This is a genomic window from Arthrobacter sp. H35-D1, assembly GCF_030063185.1.
Lineage (GTDB): Bacteria > Actinomycetota > Actinomycetes > Actinomycetales > Micrococcaceae > Specibacter.
Window position 1 is genome coordinate 37,432 of sequence record NZ_JASISP010000013.1, and the last position, 15,560, is coordinate 52,991.

At 64.6% G+C, this 15,560-nt stretch carries 15 protein-coding genes and 1 riboswitch; of the genes, 7 read left to right on the forward strand and 8 right to left on the reverse strand.

Annotated elements, in window-relative coordinates:
* Positions 1–17 precede the first annotated feature (17 nt).
* Positions 18–1,559 (reverse strand): iron uptake transporter permease EfeU, encoded by a 1,542-nt coding sequence (efeU, locus tag QMG25_RS13380; protein WP_283461001.1) that lies wholly within the window; start codon positions 1,557–1,559, stop codon positions 18–20.
* A 160-nt stretch (positions 1,560–1,719) separates the two neighbouring features.
* The gene (locus QMG25_RS13385; protein WP_283461002.1) at positions 1,720–2,397 is read right to left on the reverse strand and encodes a phosphoglycerate mutase family protein; all 678 of its coding nucleotides are present in this window, start codon (positions 2,395–2,397) and stop codon (positions 1,720–1,722) included.
* Positions 2,398–2,538: 141 nt separating this feature from the next.
* Between QMG25_RS13385 and QMG25_RS13390 the strand changes: the two genes are divergently transcribed.
* Positions 2,539–3,384 carry a CPBP family intramembrane glutamic endopeptidase gene (locus tag QMG25_RS13390; RefSeq protein ID WP_283461004.1) on the forward strand — a complete coding sequence of 282 codons (846 nt, stop codon included), beginning with the start codon at positions 2,539–2,541 and terminating at the stop codon, positions 3,382–3,384.
* A 458-nt stretch (positions 3,385–3,842) separates the two neighbouring features.
* Here QMG25_RS13390 and QMG25_RS13395 read toward each other — a convergent pair whose 3' ends face one another.
* The gene (locus QMG25_RS13395) at positions 3,843–4,481 is read right to left on the reverse strand and encodes a VOC family protein (protein ID WP_283461006.1); all 639 of its coding nucleotides are present in this window, start codon (positions 4,479–4,481) and stop codon (positions 3,843–3,845) included.
* Positions 4,482–4,602: 121 nt separating this feature from the next.
* Between QMG25_RS13395 and QMG25_RS13400 the strand changes: the two genes are divergently transcribed.
* The 3 genes from QMG25_RS13400 to metX all read left to right on the forward strand — a co-directional run bounded on the left by QMG25_RS13400 (position 4,603) and on the right by metX (position 10,060).
* The gene (locus QMG25_RS13400; protein WP_283461008.1) at positions 4,603–7,110 is read left to right on the forward strand and encodes a Tex family protein; all 2,508 of its coding nucleotides are present in this window, start codon (positions 4,603–4,605) and stop codon (positions 7,108–7,110) included.
* Positions 7,111–7,350: 240 nt separating this feature from the next.
* Positions 7,351–7,467, forward strand: a riboswitch (SAM riboswitch).
* 74 nt (positions 7,468–7,541) lie between these two features.
* Positions 7,542–8,858: a bifunctional o-acetylhomoserine/o-acetylserine sulfhydrylase gene (locus tag QMG25_RS13405; RefSeq protein WP_283461010.1), complete on the forward strand. Its 1,317-nt coding sequence runs from the start codon at positions 7,542–7,544 to the stop codon at positions 8,856–8,858.
* A gap of 128 nt (positions 8,859–8,986) precedes the next feature.
* Positions 8,987–10,060 carry a homoserine O-acetyltransferase MetX gene (metX, locus tag QMG25_RS13410; RefSeq protein WP_283461105.1) on the forward strand — a complete coding sequence of 358 codons (1,074 nt, stop codon included), beginning with the start codon at positions 8,987–8,989 and terminating at the stop codon, positions 10,058–10,060.
* A 96-nt stretch (positions 10,061–10,156) separates the two neighbouring features.
* On the opposite strand, the gene QMG25_RS13415 is transcribed toward metX, so the two are convergent.
* Positions 10,157–10,606 carry a hypothetical protein gene (locus QMG25_RS13415; protein WP_283461012.1) on the reverse strand — a complete coding sequence of 150 codons (450 nt, stop codon included), beginning with the start codon at positions 10,604–10,606 and terminating at the stop codon, positions 10,157–10,159.
* Between the two features lie 170 nt (positions 10,607–10,776).
* Between QMG25_RS13415 and QMG25_RS13420 the strand changes: the two genes are divergently transcribed.
* Complete coding sequence (locus QMG25_RS13420) at positions 10,777–11,676, forward strand: MFS transporter (RefSeq protein ID WP_283461014.1); 900 nt, start codon at positions 10,777–10,779, stop codon at positions 11,674–11,676.
* Positions 11,669–12,457, forward strand: a complete 789-nt coding sequence (locus QMG25_RS13425) for an MFS transporter (protein ID WP_283461016.1) — start codon at positions 11,669–11,671, stop codon at positions 12,455–12,457. The genes QMG25_RS13420 and QMG25_RS13425 overlap by 8 nt, the downstream gene beginning before the upstream one ends.
* A 31-nt stretch (positions 12,458–12,488) precedes the next feature.
* On the opposite strand, the gene QMG25_RS13430 is transcribed toward QMG25_RS13425, so the two are convergent.
* Positions 12,489–13,337 carry an SGNH/GDSL hydrolase family protein gene (locus QMG25_RS13430; RefSeq protein WP_283461018.1) on the reverse strand — a complete coding sequence of 283 codons (849 nt, stop codon included), beginning with the start codon at positions 13,335–13,337 and terminating at the stop codon, positions 12,489–12,491.
* Positions 13,338–13,413: 76 nt separating this feature from the next.
* Here QMG25_RS13430 and QMG25_RS13435 point away from each other — a divergent pair, with 76 nt between their 5' ends.
* Entirely contained in the window at positions 13,414–14,055 is a 642-nt protein-coding gene (locus tag QMG25_RS13435) for an alpha/beta hydrolase (protein WP_283461020.1), read from the forward strand.
* Positions 14,056–14,259: 204 nt separating this feature from the next.
* Here QMG25_RS13435 and QMG25_RS13440 read toward each other — a convergent pair whose 3' ends face one another.
* The 3 genes from QMG25_RS13440 to QMG25_RS13450 are packed head-to-tail and all read right to left on the reverse strand — an operon-like array spanning position 14,260 to position 15,494.
* Positions 14,260–14,487, reverse strand: a complete 228-nt coding sequence (locus QMG25_RS13440; RefSeq protein WP_283461022.1) for an RNA-binding S4 domain-containing protein — start codon at positions 14,485–14,487, stop codon at positions 14,260–14,262.
* A 3-nt stretch (positions 14,488–14,490) separates the two neighbouring features.
* On the reverse strand, positions 14,491–15,150 hold the full coding sequence (locus QMG25_RS13445) for an HAAS signaling domain-containing protein (RefSeq protein ID WP_283461024.1): 660 nt from the start codon (positions 15,148–15,150) through the stop codon (positions 14,491–14,493).
* Positions 15,147–15,494, reverse strand: coding sequence for a PadR family transcriptional regulator (locus tag QMG25_RS13450; RefSeq protein WP_283461025.1), 348 nt, complete (start codon positions 15,492–15,494; stop codon positions 15,147–15,149). Before QMG25_RS13450 ends, QMG25_RS13445 begins: the two co-directional genes overlap by 4 nt.
* Positions 15,495–15,560: the final 66 nt, after the last annotated feature.

Below are 15,560 nucleotides of genomic sequence, written 5' to 3' on the forward strand. Positions count from 1 at the left end.
CAGAGCCGGGTGGAACACTAGGGCGAAGGGGCCGAGGCCCGAAGCCGGCGCCGGTTGCGCCGGGCAGCGACGAAGAGCAGTACGGCGGCAACGCAGAAGACGGCAGGCAAGCAGCGCGAGTAGAGTACGTTTTCCGCGGTGGCTGATTCAAAGCTGTTCAGTTCGGCCACGACGGCGTCCACGTGCCCGGCCGGGACTTTCCAGCCGCCGTCCCCTGCCACCACGATGGTGCGGGAGGTGGTCAAGCCGCCGCCGCTCAGCGTCAGGGCGGCACCTTCGGTGTTGACGGCGTCAATGACGGTGCCATTGGCCACCCACACGGTGATTTCACCCTTGTGGTTCCATTCGGCGGCGAAGGGACCGGGGTTGCTGGAGGTGCTGATGCCTACGGGCATGCGTCCGCCATTGAGCACCGTCAGCAGGTCGGTGGAAACCTTGGCCGGTTCGTTTTCGGGCGAGACCGTTGCTTCGGCGGTGTACACGTGCACTGTGCGCCCGGCATGGGATTCGGTGCCGTGGCCGGTGAGCGGGTGGCTGCTTTGAACACCGCTGGAGGTTCTCACAAGAAGTGTCTCCGGCTCGCCGGGGGCGAGGCGCAGCGAGCCCCCGGGTGCACCGGCGCCGGAAGCGAACGGCGTCGTGCCTGTCTGCAGGGGTGTGGCCGGGATGGCGAGCGGAGCCGCAAACGCGAGGAGCAGCGCGGAACCGGCCAGTGCGGCCCCGGCCCAGGCCTGCCGGCGTGGCAGGACGGCTGCCGAGGGACGCCAGCTGCGCGGCCACAGGATAAAGGCCAGCATGGGAACCAGGTAGAGCGCCCAGCCCAGCAATTCCACCAGGCGCGGATCGTTGGGCATGCCGAACACGCCCGTCAAGATGGCCGCTCGGGCGCTGCCATTGGGCGCCAACCAATCCAGATGCACCGTGGCATGCTGGCCAAAATTGAGCCAGCCGGCCTCGTGGGCCGTGCGCAGGGACTTCAACACCAAGCCTGCTGCAACGAACACCAGAAAGACGCCCGTGGCCTTGAAGAACTTGGCCAAGTTCAGCTTGATCGCCCCGCGGAACAGGAAGAAGCCAACGCCCGAGGCAATGGCCAGGCCCAGCACGGCGCCCATCCCGGCCGCAAGGGGGCTCAGCGAGGACTGGAAGGCGGCGACCATGAAGACGGCAGTTTCAACGCCTTCGCGCAGCACGGCAAGGAACGCCATACCGGCCAACGCAAACACGGAACCGCCCTTGAGCGCGGAACCGGCGTGGATTTCCAACGTGGATTTCATGGAGCGTGAGTTTTTGCTCATCCACAAAATCATGAATGTCACAATGACGACGGCGACCGCGCCAATCACTGTTTCCATGGCTTCCTGCTGCTGCTGTGGCAGGGCTGCCGAGACCAGTTCCAAGGTGACGCCGATGAGCGCGCTGAGAAAAACGGCCGCACCGACCCCGAGCCACATGGGCTTGAGGGAGTGGCCATTGCGGCGCAGGAAAGCGGCAATCATGCCGACAATCAATGCTGCTTCCAGGCCTTCGCGCAGGCCAATGACAAGGGTTGCTAGCACCTAGTACTCCGGTGTTCCGTTGATGCTTAGTACCGAGGTGCGCCCCGGCCTTTGGCAAGGCTACCCTTGGTAGGGAGAATATTCCCAATTAGGCCACTGAAATGTTCCCTATTGTGAAGTATGCGTTGCCAAACGCGGGCCACCTGCCAAATGCCTGCAGCTACCAAATGTGGTCGGGGGCATCCAGCACGGTATCGGTGGGGTTGGCCTGCGTCCACTGGGCAAAATTCTTCTCAAGGTAGTAGCGCGCACCGTCCCTGACCAGGGTCCGAATTTCCGCGTTGCCGGGGTTGTTCAGCGATTCAAAATACTCCACTGACCAGTGGAACCAGCGCATGCAAAACAAGCGCATCGTCAGCCCGTGCGTGACAAGGAGCGTATTGGGCGCATAGTCGGGTTTTGACCAGTGCCTGTGCAGCGTCTCCATCAAGGAGGAAACCCTGTCATAGACATCCGAGCCCGATTCGCCCTCGCGGAATCGGTAGAAAAAGTGGCCGTAGGCGTTGCGGAGTTCTTTCTGGTCGGCAATTTCGACGGGGTTTTGAAAGTTCGCCCAGTCTTGTTCGCGCAGCCGCGGTTCCTCGATGGTCCTGTCCACGAGATCGCCAAGATTCATCGCCTCCAGGGTTTGATAGGCACGCAGGTACGGCGAGACGTAAACGCAGACCTTTTGCCCGTTCAGTTGCCGCCTGATCTGCTCTCCTGCAGCCGCAGCTTGGGCCTTGCCGAGCCCCGTCAGGGGGATGCGGTAATCGGGAATCCTGTTGTACAGCGTCTGGTCAAGGTTGGCCGCAGACTGTCCGTGGCGGATCATGATGATCTTTCCTGGCGCGCTCATGCCACTGAGCCTAGCCCCCACCTGCGCCCTCAGCTCGCAAGCTCGATGCGGCGCCCCCGCAGGTGTGGGCCCAACCACTCCACAGGTGGCAGGTGTGGCCGATGCTGTGCCATTGCGCCGAGAGACGGGCATGATTGCGGTATGAAAGATTTCGCCGCCGATCCAGCGCCCGCCCACTCCGCAGCCTTCGGTCCCAGTGCCTCCGGCCAGGCCACCTTCGGCTTTGCAAGCTCGGGGCAGCAAGGCTGGGGAGCACGCTCGCGCCGACGCCTCATTATCGAGGTGCTGCTGGTGCTGGGGCTCTCGCTGGGGCAGTCGGCAGTCTATTCAATACTTTCGCTGCTGGACAAGATGAGCCGGGCACCCATTTCCCAAGGCACTTCAACGCTGAACGTGGTGCGCAACAATCGCGAATTCTTTGATTTCAGCTATCAAATTCTTGATATCCTCTTTGCCCTGATGCCTGTGCTGCTGGTGTTCTACTTGCTGGCAGAGCCTGGAAAATCCGTGTTCCGTGCCATGGGAATCGATTGGCGGCACCCCGTCAAGGACGGTCTGGGGGCGCTGGCCCTGTTGGTGGTCATCGGCGTGCCGTCGCTTGGGCTGTACGCGGCGGGACGTGCCATGGGCATCACCACCGAGATCATTCCCAGCGCCCTGAACCAATACTGGTGGACTATTCCGGTGCTTGTGCTCTCCGCTATTCGCGCCGGGGTGCTGGAGGAAATCATTCTCAACGGCTATTTGCTGGGACGGCTGGAAAAAATTGGCCTGGCGCCGGTGGCCGCCATTGTGCTGAGTGCCTTGTTGCGGGGCAGCTACCACCTCTACCAAGGTTTTGGGCCGTTCATTGGGAACTTCCTCATGGGACTGCTTTTCGGCTGGGTGTACAAAAAATACGGCAGGGTGGCACCCCTTGTGGTGGCCCATGCCCTCGTTGACATTGCCGCGTTCACGCTGGGCCCGGCCCTCGGTTTCGGCGGCTGACCCCATCCTTGCTGGACCGCACTGGTATTTTGGGCGGCTGGATGGGCTGTGGGGATCTGTTCTGCAGCTCCTGCGGGTGCTTCAGGGTCCCCGGGATTGGTTCTGCAGCTCCTGCGGGTGCCAGCCCCGGGTACCCGCAGGAGCTGCAGTATGAACGGCGGCTGCACCCCGGTACCCGCAGGAGCTGCAGAATGAACGGCGGCTGCACCCCGGGACCCGCAGGAGCTGCAGTATGAACGGCGGCTGTACCCCGGGACCCGCAGGAGCTGCAGTATGGATGGTGGCTGGTGTCCGAAGAGCCCCGGTTGCGGACCATCTGGCCAATTCCAGGGGGCACGGGGAGGGACGAGCGGCCAGCAACACGAAACGGCACCCGCCCGCAAAGGGTGGGTGCCGCCGTCGTTCTTGGGTTGTTCCCGGGTCTTGTATTGCAGGCGGGGAACTCTGCAGTCGTGGCCCTAGATGGTGACTTCGCCGGCCGCCGTCTGGAAGGTCACGCTCATGATGCCGGGGGTGCCGCGCGGGGAAACCCACTCCACCGTGACGTCGTTCAGCGGTGCCTCAACAGGTTCGCCGAGCCATTCGGTGACGCGCTCGGCGCTGCCGGCAATGGTGAGCCGGGACAACCGCACGGACGAGGGGCGTGCCTGTGAAGGGTGCAGTTTGGGGTCGCCCTCCCATCTGAGCATGTAGGGCACCTGGGGGTCGGCGATCAAACCCTTGATGCCGATCTGCTGCCAGACCAGCTCTTGGCCGTCGGGGAACTTGCGGTTGCCCGGGACGGAGCTGCGGCCGAGGCGTTCTTCGAAGGGGGCAAGGTCGTCAACGGCGACGCACCAGCCCATCCAACCTCCGCCGGCCGCCGAGCGCGCCTTCACGGCCTGGCCGAAGGGCGCCTTGTCCGAGGCGGGGTGATTAAGGCACTCAACAACTTCCACATAATGCAGGTCGGTGAGTGGAATGATCATATTGCGGGTGCCGAAGCGTGGGTGGATTCCACCCTTCACTGCATCGACCCCGAGGGCGGTCGCGATTCGCTCCGTGGTGGCAGCCAATCCGTCTGATTCACTGGCGTAAGAAACATGGTCCATTCGCATGACTTCATCTTGGCACTTTGTGCCCGCTCGCTCGACTTAGTGTTGCCTAAGTCACATAGGACGTCTGATGTAGGTGCTGGGGGTGTACCGGGCTACCGGGCCGGTGGGGCAGAATTGGTCTGTGACTGATACCGGCCAAGCATCGCTGTCCCTGCCCACCCCTGCCGCCCAGGAGGCCCGCATTGCGGCCACGATCGCTGCTGAACTGGGGGTGCGCCCAGCCCAGGTTCGCGCCGCGATTGCCTTGTTGGACGACGGCGCCAGCGTCCCGTTCATTGCCCGGTACCGCAAGGAAGCCACCGGGACCCTGGACGATGCCCAGTTGCGCGACTTGGAGGAGCGGCTGCGGTATTTGCGCGAGCTCGAGGCGCGGCGCGTGGCGGTGCTGGAGACCATTCATGGCCGGGGCCTTCTGACGGGTCCGCTGCGTGCTGCCATCGAGGCCGCCGCCACGAAATCCGAGCTGGAGGACCTGTACCTGCCGTACAAGTCCACTCGCAAAACCAAGGCCGACGCCGCCCGCGAAGCCGGCCTTGAGCCGCTCCTGGAGGCGTTGCTGGCGGATCCCTCCCGCACCCCGGCCTCTGCGGCCGGCACCTTTGTCTCCGCCGAACGCGGCGTGGCCAGCGCCGACGACGCGCTCACCGGTGCCCGCGCCATCTTGATCGAGCGGGCGGGCCAGGATGCCGCACTGGTGGGTGAGCTGCGCGAACGGCTCTGGAAGACCGGGCGCCTGCGCTCCAGCGTCAAAACCGGCCAGGCCGCCACCGGCGAGAAATTCAAGGACTACTTCGACTTTGCCCAGCCACCGCACACCCTGCCCGGCCACCGCGTCCTGGCCTTGCTGCGCGGCGAAAAGGAAGGCGTGCTGGGCCTTGACTTGGCCGAAGCCGACCCTCGCGACGCCGACGCGCAAGCCAAGGCCCGTGCCACGTATGAAAACGCCGTGGCCCGCTCCCTTGGAATCACCGATTCCGGCAGGACCGCCGACAGCTGGCTCATGACCGGTGCCCGCTTGGCCTGGCGAACCCGGGTCCTGACCCGCTTGTCGGTGGATGTGCGCGTGCGCTTGTTCCAGCGTGCCGAAGAGGAATCCGTGCGGGTGTTTGCCGCGAACCTGCGCGATGTGTTGCTGGCTGCGCCTGCCGGAAGCAAGGCCACGCTGGGCCTTGACCCGGGACTGCGCACCGGAGTGAAGGTGGCAGTGGTGGATGGCACGGGAAAAGTGGCCGCCACCGACACTATTTACCCGCACGCCCCAGCCAAGCGCTGGAGTGAAGCGTTGGCAAGCCTTGTGGCGCTGTCCCACAAACACCAGGTGGAACTCATCGCCATAGGCAACGGCACGGCCAGCCGGGAAACGGACAAGCTCGCTGCCGAATTGGTGGCTGAACTCAAGCGAATGGCTCCGGAGCGGACGGTGGTAAAGCTGGTGGTGTCCGAAGCCGGTGCCTCGGTGTATTCGGCCTCGGCGCTGGCCAGTGCCGAACTTCCCGGCATGGACGTGTCCCTGCGCGGGGCAGTCTCGATCGCCCGCCGCCTGCAGGACCCGCTGGCCGAACTTGTCAAGATTGAGCCCAAGTCGATTGGTGTGGGCCAGTACCAGCACGACCTCACCCCGGCGAAGCTTGAGCGTTCCCTGGGTGCGGTGGTGGAGGACTGTGTCAATGCCGTGGGCGTCGACCTGAACACTGCGTCGCCGGCGCTGCTTGCCCGGGTGGCCGGAGTGGGGGCGCTATTGAGCGAGAACATCGTGGCTCACCGCAATGAACACGGACCCTTTGCCAAGCGCCGCGAGCTGCTGAAAGTGGCCCGGTTGGGGCCCAAGGCCTTCGAGCAGTGTGCAGGGTTCCTGCGGATCAGTGGGGGAGCGGAGCCGCTGGACGCCTCCAGCGTGCACCCGGAAGCGTACGGAGTGGCCCGCAAAATCCTGGCGTCCGTCGGCGCCAAGGGAGGCGAAATTGCCGGAGGTGTTGCCGCCGCCGGCTCCGTCAACCCCGCAGACTTTGTGGACGGCTCCTTTGGCCTGCCCACCGTCTCCGACATTGTCGCCGAGTTGCAAAAGCCCGGCCGCGACCCCCGTCCCCGCTTCGAGACCGCCACGTTCACCGAGGGCATCGAGAAGATCACCGACCTTCGCCCAGGCATGATCTTGGAAGGCACAGTGTCCAATGTGGCCGCCTTTGGCGCATTTGTGGACATCGGGGTGCACCAAGACGGCCTTGTCCACGTCTCCGCCATGAGCAGCTCCTTCGTCTCCGACCCCCACACCGTGGTCAAGTCGGGACAAGTGGTCCGGGTCAAGGTTCTCGAGGTGGAGCCCGACCGCAAGCGCATCTCCCTCTCCTTGCGCCTGGATGATGAGTCCGGGCAGGCCAAACGGTCGGAGCAAGCCAAGCAGACGAGGCAGGCCGGTCCCACGGAGGCACAGGTCACCGGCCGGGTTCGCGAGACGGGTGCGCAGGCGGGGAACGACGCCGGCTCCCGCAGTTCCGGACGCGAGGCCCAGCAGCGCAGCGGCAGCGGACGCCCATCAAGCCAAGCACGGCCGGCAAGCCCGGCGCCGGCCCCGACGCCAGCCAACACCGCCATGGCAGAAGCGCTGCGCCAGGCGGGGCTGGGGAAGTAGCGCGGGCGGCAGATACCGCAGCCGCCGCCGCCGCCGCCGCGCAGGGCAACGTGAGCAACGCCGTCGGGCATGGGGCAGACGCGCCAAGAGATCTGAATGGAAGTGGCGGAAACGGAACTTGATCAGTCACTAGTTCTGTGACACACACTTTTATGGCAGAATTTCAAGCAGATGTTCGTCAAAAGTCACAATGTCGTCACAAACTTGGCGCCGCGCAGGCTTTCTCGCACACTGGAAGCAGGTCATGAGTGTCAGCGCACAGCCCCGGCTTGCTGACCGGCAACCCTCCTTCCGCGGCGGGGTGCCCCGGGTGAGGACCTGGCACCGAACCATCCGGTCACGGTGCAAGCGCGGGCCATCGACATTTGCGCCCTCCCGCCCCGCGTGCAGGAGGGCCTTGCCGCAGGCCTCTAGTGTGAAGGAACCCATCCATGAGCAACGGTTGGTCATTTGAAACCCGTCAGATTCACGTAGGCCAGACGCCCGACGCCACCACCGGTTCGCGCGCCCTGCCGATCTACCAGACCACATCCTTCGTGTTCCCGTCGGCTGAGAGCGCCGCCGCACGGTTCGCACTGACGGAGCTGGAACCCATCTACACCCGCCTCGGCAACCCCACCACCGACGTCGTGGAACAGCGCATCGCCAGCCTTGAAGGCGGTGTCGGGGCACTGCTGCTCTCCTCGGGCCAGGCCGCAACCACGTTTGCCATCTTGAACCTGGCCGAGGCCGGCGACCACATCGTCTCCAGCCCCAGCGTCTACGGAGGCACGTTCAACCTGCTGGCCCACACGCTGAAGAAGCTTGGCATCGAGGTCACCTTTGTCTCGGATCCGGACAACCTCGACGAGTGGCGTTCCGCCGTGCAGCCAAACACCAAGGCATTCTTCGGCGAGACGGTCTCCAACCCGCGCCAGGACGTGCTTGACCTGGAGAACATCAGCACCATCGCCCACGACGCCGGCGTGCCGCTGATCGTGGACAACACGCTCGCCACCCCGTACCTGATCCAGCCACTGGAGTGGGGCGCGGACATTGTCATCCACTCGGCCACCAAATACCTCGGCGGCCACGGCACCGCCATTGGCGGGGTGATTGTCGACGGCGGCAAGTTCGACTTCGCTGCCGACCCGGAGAAGTTCCCCGGCTTCAACACTCCCGACGAAACCTACAACGGCCTGGTGTACGCCCGGGACCTCGGTGTTGGATGCGCCCTTGGCGCCAACCTGGCGTATATCCTCAAGGCCCGCGTGCAGTTGCTGCGCGACCTTGGCTCGGCCATCGCCCCCTTCAACGCCTTCCTCATTGCCCAGGGCATCGAGACGTTGAGCTTGCGCGTTGAGCGCCATGTCAGCAACGCCGTCACCGTGGCGAACTGGCTTGAAGACAATGAGGACGTGGAATCCGTGGCCTACGCCGGCATCCCCTCAAGCCCCTGGTTTGAGCGCGGACGCAAGTACGGACCCAAGGGCACAGGCGCCGTCATCTCCTTCGACATCGTTGGCGGAGCCGAAGCCGGCAAGCGCTTCGTTGACGGCTTGGAACTCCACTCGCATGTGGCCAACTTGGGCGATGTACGCTCCCTGGTGATCCACCCTGCGTCCACCACCCACGCGCAGCTCTCACCGGAACAGCAGTTGGCTGCCGGTGTGCGGCCGGGCCTGGTGCGCCTTTCGGTGGGACTTGAGAACGTGGTGGATATTATTGCCGATCTCGAATCCGGGTTTCGCGCCGCCAAATTAGCGTGAGCCAAGTGACTGACGTGATTCCGAAGTTGGGAAACGTGTTTTTACCTGGCACTGAAACGAGCACTCCCGAGCCGGCTGGCGGCTCCTGGTCGGCGGCCGTTGGTCAAGGCGGCGGCGTGCTGCGCTCCATGGGCATCGGTGCACTCCCACTGGAAGCCGGGGGCGTGCTGCCGTCGGTGACCATGGCCTTCGAGTGCTGGGGAACGTTGAACGCGACCGGCGAGAACGCCGTGCTGATTTTGCATGCACTGACGGGAAGCACCCACGTCAGCCGAGGCGAGTCCGAGGAAGACGGCTGGTGGGAAGGCCTTGTGGGTCCCGGTGAAGTCATCGACACGAACAAGTACTTTGTGGTGTGCGCCAACATGGTGGGTGGTTGCTACGGCACCACCGGTCCTTCAAGTATTGCCGAGGACGGACGGCCTTACGGCTCGCGCTTCCCGTTTGTCACCATCCGGGACTCCGTCCACGCTGAGGCGGCTCTGGCCGACAAGCTCGGCATCACCTCCTGGCACGCGGTCATTGGCGGGTCCATGGGCGGTGCCCGGGCGCTGGAATGGGCTGCGACATACCCCGAACGGGTGCAGCGGTGCGCCGTCGTGGCTTCGTGTGCAGCGAGCACTGCCGAGCAAATCGCCTTCGCCCAGGCGCAGGTGCTGGCCATCCGCCAAGACCCGCACTTTGCCGGCGGGGACTATTACGACGGCGCAGCACCCACCTTGGGTTTGGGGTTGGCCCGGCGGATTGCGCACATCACCTACCGTTCCGAAACCGAGCTGGAGTCGCGCTTCGGCCGCCAAGCCCAAGGCGGGGACGACACCATCAGCCACGAGCGCCTCGGGACGCCGGGGAAGGGCAAGTACGCGGTGGAAAGCTATCTTGACCACCAAGCCCACAAACTGGTGGGCAGATTTGACGCCAATAGCTACATTGCCATTACCGAAGCGCTCATGAGCCACGACGTGGCCCGCGGCCGCGGCACCCTGGCTCAAGCCCTGGCCGTTGCCGAAGGCGTGGAATTCCTCATCACGGCGGTGGACAGCGACCGGCTGTACTTCCCTGCCCAGTCCGAGGAACTCGCTGCGGCCCTTCCAAGGGACGTGCCGGTACGCAGGATTGACTCCGGCATTGGCCACGACGGCTTCCTGACCGAAGTTGCCGCCGTGGGGGACCTGCTCCGCGAGTCCTTCTTCAAGGACTGACACAAATTCAAGGACTGAGCAAAAGCGACGCAGGGACCAGCGTCCCTGCGTCGCATCAGCCTCGACGATACTGGCCGCCTCGAAGTGACTGTCCGGCTAGAAGTTCCTGAAGATTGCTTCGCGGTGGGCGGTGTACTGCTCAGGCGTCACCTGGCCGTTGCGGCGTGCAGCGTCCAAGGCGTCCAGCTGGCGTTTGAGTTCGGCTTCGGCCTTCATGCGCTCGTTGGCGAAACTGACACCCTGGTGAGCGTGGGAACTGTCATAATTTTTCATCGGCACACCGTTGAGCAGCGTCCCGGCGTAAGGGGTGTTGGCGGGATAGGTGGCACCGCCGGGCTGCTGCGCCACGCCGGTGCGGCCCGTTGGCTTCGCCATCGTGTAGGGGCTGGCCCGGTTGGCGCGCCGTTTGCGGGAAGCGGCCCTGACGAAGGAGCTCAGCAGAACAACGCCAATGATGATGAGAACCAGGAAGGGCTGGAATCCGCCCACCCCGGAGGAGGAAGCGGCAACGCTGCCCACGGCCACTGACCCGAGTACGAATGGCACAACACACCTCTTCTAATCAAGGCGCGCCCATGCGGGCCGCCACTTCCCACTCTAGTCTCGATTGGCTGCCGAATCCCCTTGTTGCGCCGGTCCTTGTCCCGCCGGTCCGTGCATGAAAGCAGGACATGGGGAACACAACGCTCGCTGGATGGTCAAAGCGGGATGGATTCATGGACAATTCCGAGCCAAAAGCGGTGCCCAACACCATGCTTTTCCTCTACCCTGACGGCTATGGCAGCGTTTCGAACACCGAACACCGAACACCGAGCACAGGCGGCAGCGGCGCTTCTGCCGTGTCCGCACGGCGCTGGTGGACGCTTGGCACCGTTGCGCTGGCCCAGCTGATGGTGGTGCTGGACACCACGGTCGTCAACATCGCATTGCCCTCCGCACAGCACGACCTCGGCTTCAGCAACGGGGAGCGCCAGTGGGTCATCACGGCCTACTCGCTCGCCTTCGGCAGCCTGCTGCTCCTGGGCGGGCGGCTTTCGGACATGGTCGGCCGCAAGCGCATGTTCATCATCGGTCTGGTCGGCTTCGCCTCGGCGTCGGCGCTTGGCGGCGCCGCGACCAGCTTTGGCATGCTCATTTTTGCCCGCGCACTCCAAGGGTCCCTCGGTGCCATGCTGGCCCCCACGGCATTGACAGTGCTGACCACCACGTTCACGATCCCGAAAGAGCGATCCCGCGCCTTCGGGATCTTTGGTGCAATCGCCGGGGCGGGAGGCGCCGTCGGACTGCTGCTGGGAGGTTTCCTCACCGAGGACCTGAACTGGCGCTGGAACCTGTACATCAACGTCTTCATTGCCATCTTTGCCGTGATACTTGCCAGCATCTTCGTGGACAAGTCCCGCGGTGGAAGACCCCGGCCCAAGCTCGATTTGCCCGGCACCATCCTGGTCTCCGCCGGCCTGTTTTTCATTGTTTACGGTTTCTCCAACGCCGAAACGGACGGGTGGGGATCGCCCCTGACCGGGGGCATGCTGGTGGGCGGCCCTGCTGCTGCTCATGTTCGTGCTCTGGCAGCATCGCGCGCGCCACCCCATCCTGCCGCTGGGGATTGTGCTTGACAGGAACCGCGGCGCGGCCTTCATCTCCGTCCTGATCGCCGGCGCGGGCATGTTCGGCATTTTCCTCTTCGTCACCTACTACGTGCAGTCGTCGCTGCACTATTCGCCCATCAAGGCCGGCGTCGGATTCATGCCCATGGTGGCCTCCCTCGTCGTGGCCGCCCAGTTGTCAACGAACGTCCTGCTGCCCAAGCTTGGACCTAAACTCGTGGTGCCGGCGGGCATGGTGGTGGCCTGCATCGGCATGGTGGGGCTGACCCGGCTGGGGTTGGAGAGCACGTACGCATCAGGATTGCTTCCGGCGTTGCTGATCGTCGGCTTTGGACTGGGACTCATCATGCCGTCGGCGATCCAGACGGCCACCTACGGGGTTGAGGGCGACTTTGCCGGCGTCGCCTCAGCCCTGGTGAACACCAGCCAGCAGGTGGGCGGATCCATCGGCACGGCCCTGTTGAACACGCTGGCCGCCACCGCCGCGACTGCCTACGCCGCCGCACACCTGCCGCCCACCCCGGAGGTCATGGCCCAGGCCGCCGTCCAGGGCTACGCCGTCGGCTATTGGTGGGCGGCCGGGTTCTTCGCGGTTGGCGCAGTCCTGTCTGCGCTGCTCTTCCGCAGGCGCGGGGCGGCGTCGCAGCAACAGGCCGGGGCGCACTCCGCGCCCCGTGCCGCGGGGGATGCCGAGCCGAGCACTGCGCATGCCGGCGGGGGACCGCGGCACGCTGCTGCCGTTGTCTCACTGCAGGACGGGCACGACGGCGGCCCCTCCCCAGACATTTAGCCCGCCACCGTTGGAAGGTGGCCTGCGCAACCTACCGGCCAGTGCCGTCCCTGGGTGCTTGGCCGTCCCCGGGGACTTGGCCGTCCCCGGGCATGCGGCTGAACATGGGACCCGGAGTGGGCCGCTTGGGGGTGATGCCGTCGCCGGAGGACTGGTGCCGCATCCTTCGCAGCACCCAGGGAACAAAGAAGTCCTTGGCCCACACCAGGTCCTCGGCACGGGCGGTCTGCCACTTTTGCGGCGGCAGCGGCTTGGGCAGATCCGGCACCAGCGAGTTTGGGACGTTCAGTGCGTGCAAGGCCATGATGGCGATGGTGTGGTGGCCCAGAGTAGAGAAGTGCAGCCTGTCCCCGGCCCACATCCGGGAGTCCCGGAGCTGGCGCATGGACCACATGTCGGCCACGATCGCATCATGGCGGGAGGCGATGGTGCGCAGGTTCTCGTTGTAGATGGCCACCCGGCCGCGCACCAAGCCGAGCACGGGGGTGTCGCGGATGTCAGGACCGTTGAACAGCAGCACGGTTGCGCCGGCCGCCGTCATCCGTCCCACGGCGGCGTCGAGCCGCTCGGCCAATGCGTCGGGGTCCGCGCCGGGCCGGATCAGGTCGTTGCCGCCGGCCGAGATGCTGATCAAATCGGGTTTGAGTTCCAGCGCCGGCTCCAGCTGCTCGCCAAGGATTTGCCCGAGCAAACGGCCGCGAATAGCCAGATTGGCGTACTTGAAATCCTCGGCACCGCGGCTGAGTTCTTCGGCAACCCGGTCCGCCCAGCCGCGGTAGCCGCCCGGGCTGCTGGGTTCGGGGTCGCCGATGCCTTCGGTAAAAGAGTCGCCCACGGCCACATACCGGCTCCACGGGTGGTGCTGTGTTGAATCGTTCACCTTCTCATCCTGCCCGCGGGCGCCCAGTTTGGCCACCCTTTTCCGTCCGCGGACCCTCCCGTGGAAAGATGAACGCATGAATGCAACCCCTGAAGTCCTTTGGTCACTCACGGAAGCCGAACGTAGTGGAACCCCGCTATTGGTGATTCTTCACGGCTACGGCGCAGACGAGGCGGACCTGTTTTCACTGGCCGCACAACTGCCGCCGGAGTTCACCGTCGCCTCCGTGCGGGCCCCCTTGCAGGCCGGTCCCGGCTTCGCCTGGTTCCCGCTGAACAACGACCTGGGCTACTCCGTGGCTGCCGTGACGGAAGCTGCCGGCTATCTTGAAAAGTGGCTCGACGGCGTGCGCGGCGAGCACTCGTCGGTGAGCTTGCTGGGCTTCTCCCAAGGCATGGGCATGGCCACCACGCTGATGCGCCATCGCCCGGCCGACTATGCGGCAGTGGTGGGCCTGTCGGGATTCGTGGCGGATGCCGCCGGCGATCCGTTCTTTGACGACGCGGCCGTGGCTGCGCTCAAGCCCGACATTTTCTGGGGACGGGACCAGGGCGACCCCGTCATCCCCGAAGCTGCCATTGAATCAACCAACACCTGGATGCACGGGCATGTGAAGCTGACGAAGGTGCTTTACACAGGCATTGGGCACGGCATCAACGCCCAGGAAATAGCGCACGTGGGCGAGTTTCTGCAATTCAAGGTCCTGAACGGAAAATAACCACAGCACAAAGCACGACGGCGGGCACCCACCTTGGGTGCCCGCCGTCCGTTCGCTGCCTCCCAAACCTCGCACGTCCACAGGATCTCCCCAGCGCCGGCTCGCTGTGCGAGCTGGCGCTGGGGCCCCTCGAACCTGCGGCTCCACGGCTCGGGACCCTCGGCAGCTCACTTGGCGCGCTCGGCCGCGGTTTGTTGAGGGGTATTAGCCCGTGGTGATGCGCACTGTCTCGCCGTTGACGGTGACGGTGTCGCCGTCGTGCAGCTGGCGTCCGCGGCGTTCGTCGATCTCGCCATTGACCTGCACCAGGCCGTTCTTGATCAGCTCCGTGGCTTCAACGCCGTCGTCGACCAGGCTGGCAAGCTTGAGCAGCTGGCCCAGGCGGATCATGTCGTCGCGGATGGGGATGTCAATGATCTCGTGTGAACTCATGTCTTAATTGTGCAGCATGGATGGGGGCGCGGTGGACGGCGCTTTGGCTGGGCGCGGTCGGCGGAGCAGCCCGGCAACCATCAAGTATCCGGCCATGATGAGTGGAATGCACATAATGAGAATTGTCGCCACGAGGGGCAGCCCTGGAATAACAGGTTCGGCGGGCCCGGAACTGGTGGTTCCAAGAATGGGATCCACGGACCACGGGATGAGCCGGGCGAAATACAGGGCACCCAGCACGCCACCGGGGAAAAGGCAGGTTCCGAGAATCTTTTCCCATGTTTTCCAGCGTGTTCCCATCCACAAGCACGCCACCCCGGCAAACCAGCCGATGCCCGCCAGGAAGCCGCCAATCACCAGTAGAACTGCTGTCAGCGCGACCCAGGGGCTCGTCGAGCGCCAGCGCGGTGCTGTGGGGGCTCGGCCGTCTCCACTGCTGCGGCTACTGTCCGGACCTGCCATGTCTGCCAGGACGTCGTCGGGGTTTCCCAGTGAAGCCAGTACCTCGGAGACGGGGCGGTTTCCCCGGGACAGATCCTCGGAGATGTGCTCTTGGACCCCGAACAGGATTTCTTCCGATTGGTCCGCGGGCAGATGGGACAGCCTGGCTTCCAGCGCGGAGAGGTACTTTTGAACTTCCTGGCCATCAAGGCGGTTCATCATCGAGGGTCTCCTGTTGCAGAGTTGAGTATGTTGCTGACTGATTGCTGGAAGTCATTCCACACGCCGGTGAATGCGGCGAGCGACTCCCGGCCTGCCGCCGTCAGGGTGTAGTAGCGGCGAGGTGCGCCCTGGCTGGATTCGCGCCAGCTGGTTTCCACCTGCCCATTGCGGCGCAGCCGGGCCAACAGCGGGTACAGCGTTCCCTCGCTGGTGAGCAGCCCTTGGCCATGCAAGCCGTTGGCGATGTCCAGCCCATACATTTCGCCGTCGCCGATCATGGCCAGAACGCAGTACTCCAAGACTCCTTTGCGGAGGTTGGTGCTGATGGTGCCATTTGGTTCCATGTAATGCATAGTACCTTGCGATGCGAAGTGGTTCAATGCTTTTGGAGGCCGGGCAGGATAGCGTGG

Coding starts and splice junctions, on each gene's coding strand:
- QMG25_RS13385 (WP_283461002.1), bottom strand. CDS start 2,397: ATGAGCGCGCCAGGAAAGATCATCATGATCCGCCACGGACAGTCTGCG.
- QMG25_RS13450 (WP_283461025.1), bottom strand. CDS start 15,494: ATGGAACCAAATGGCACCATCAGCACCAACCTCCGCAAAGGAGTCTTG.
- QMG25_RS13395 (WP_283461006.1), bottom strand. CDS start 4,481: ATGCGAATGGACCATGTTTCTTACGCCAGTGAATCAGACGGATTGGCT.
- QMG25_RS13390 (WP_283461004.1), top strand. CDS start 2,539: ATGAAAGATTTCGCCGCCGATCCAGCGCCCGCCCACTCCGCAGCCTTC.
- QMG25_RS13435 (WP_283461020.1), top strand. CDS start 13,414: ATGAATGCAACCCCTGAAGTCCTTTGGTCACTCACGGAAGCCGAACGT.
- QMG25_RS13440 (WP_283461022.1), bottom strand. CDS start 14,487: ATGAGTTCACACGAGATCATTGACATCCCCATCCGCGACGACATGATC.
- QMG25_RS13405 (WP_283461010.1), top strand. CDS start 7,542: ATGAGCAACGGTTGGTCATTTGAAACCCGTCAGATTCACGTAGGCCAG.
- QMG25_RS13445 (WP_283461024.1), bottom strand. CDS start 15,150: ATGATGAACCGCCTTGATGGCCAGGAAGTTCAAAAGTACCTCTCCGCG.
- metX (WP_283461105.1), top strand. CDS start 8,987: ATGGGCATCGGTGCACTCCCACTGGAAGCCGGGGGCGTGCTGCCGTCG.
- QMG25_RS13420 (WP_283461014.1), top strand. CDS start 10,777: ATGGACAATTCCGAGCCAAAAGCGGTGCCCAACACCATGCTTTTCCTC.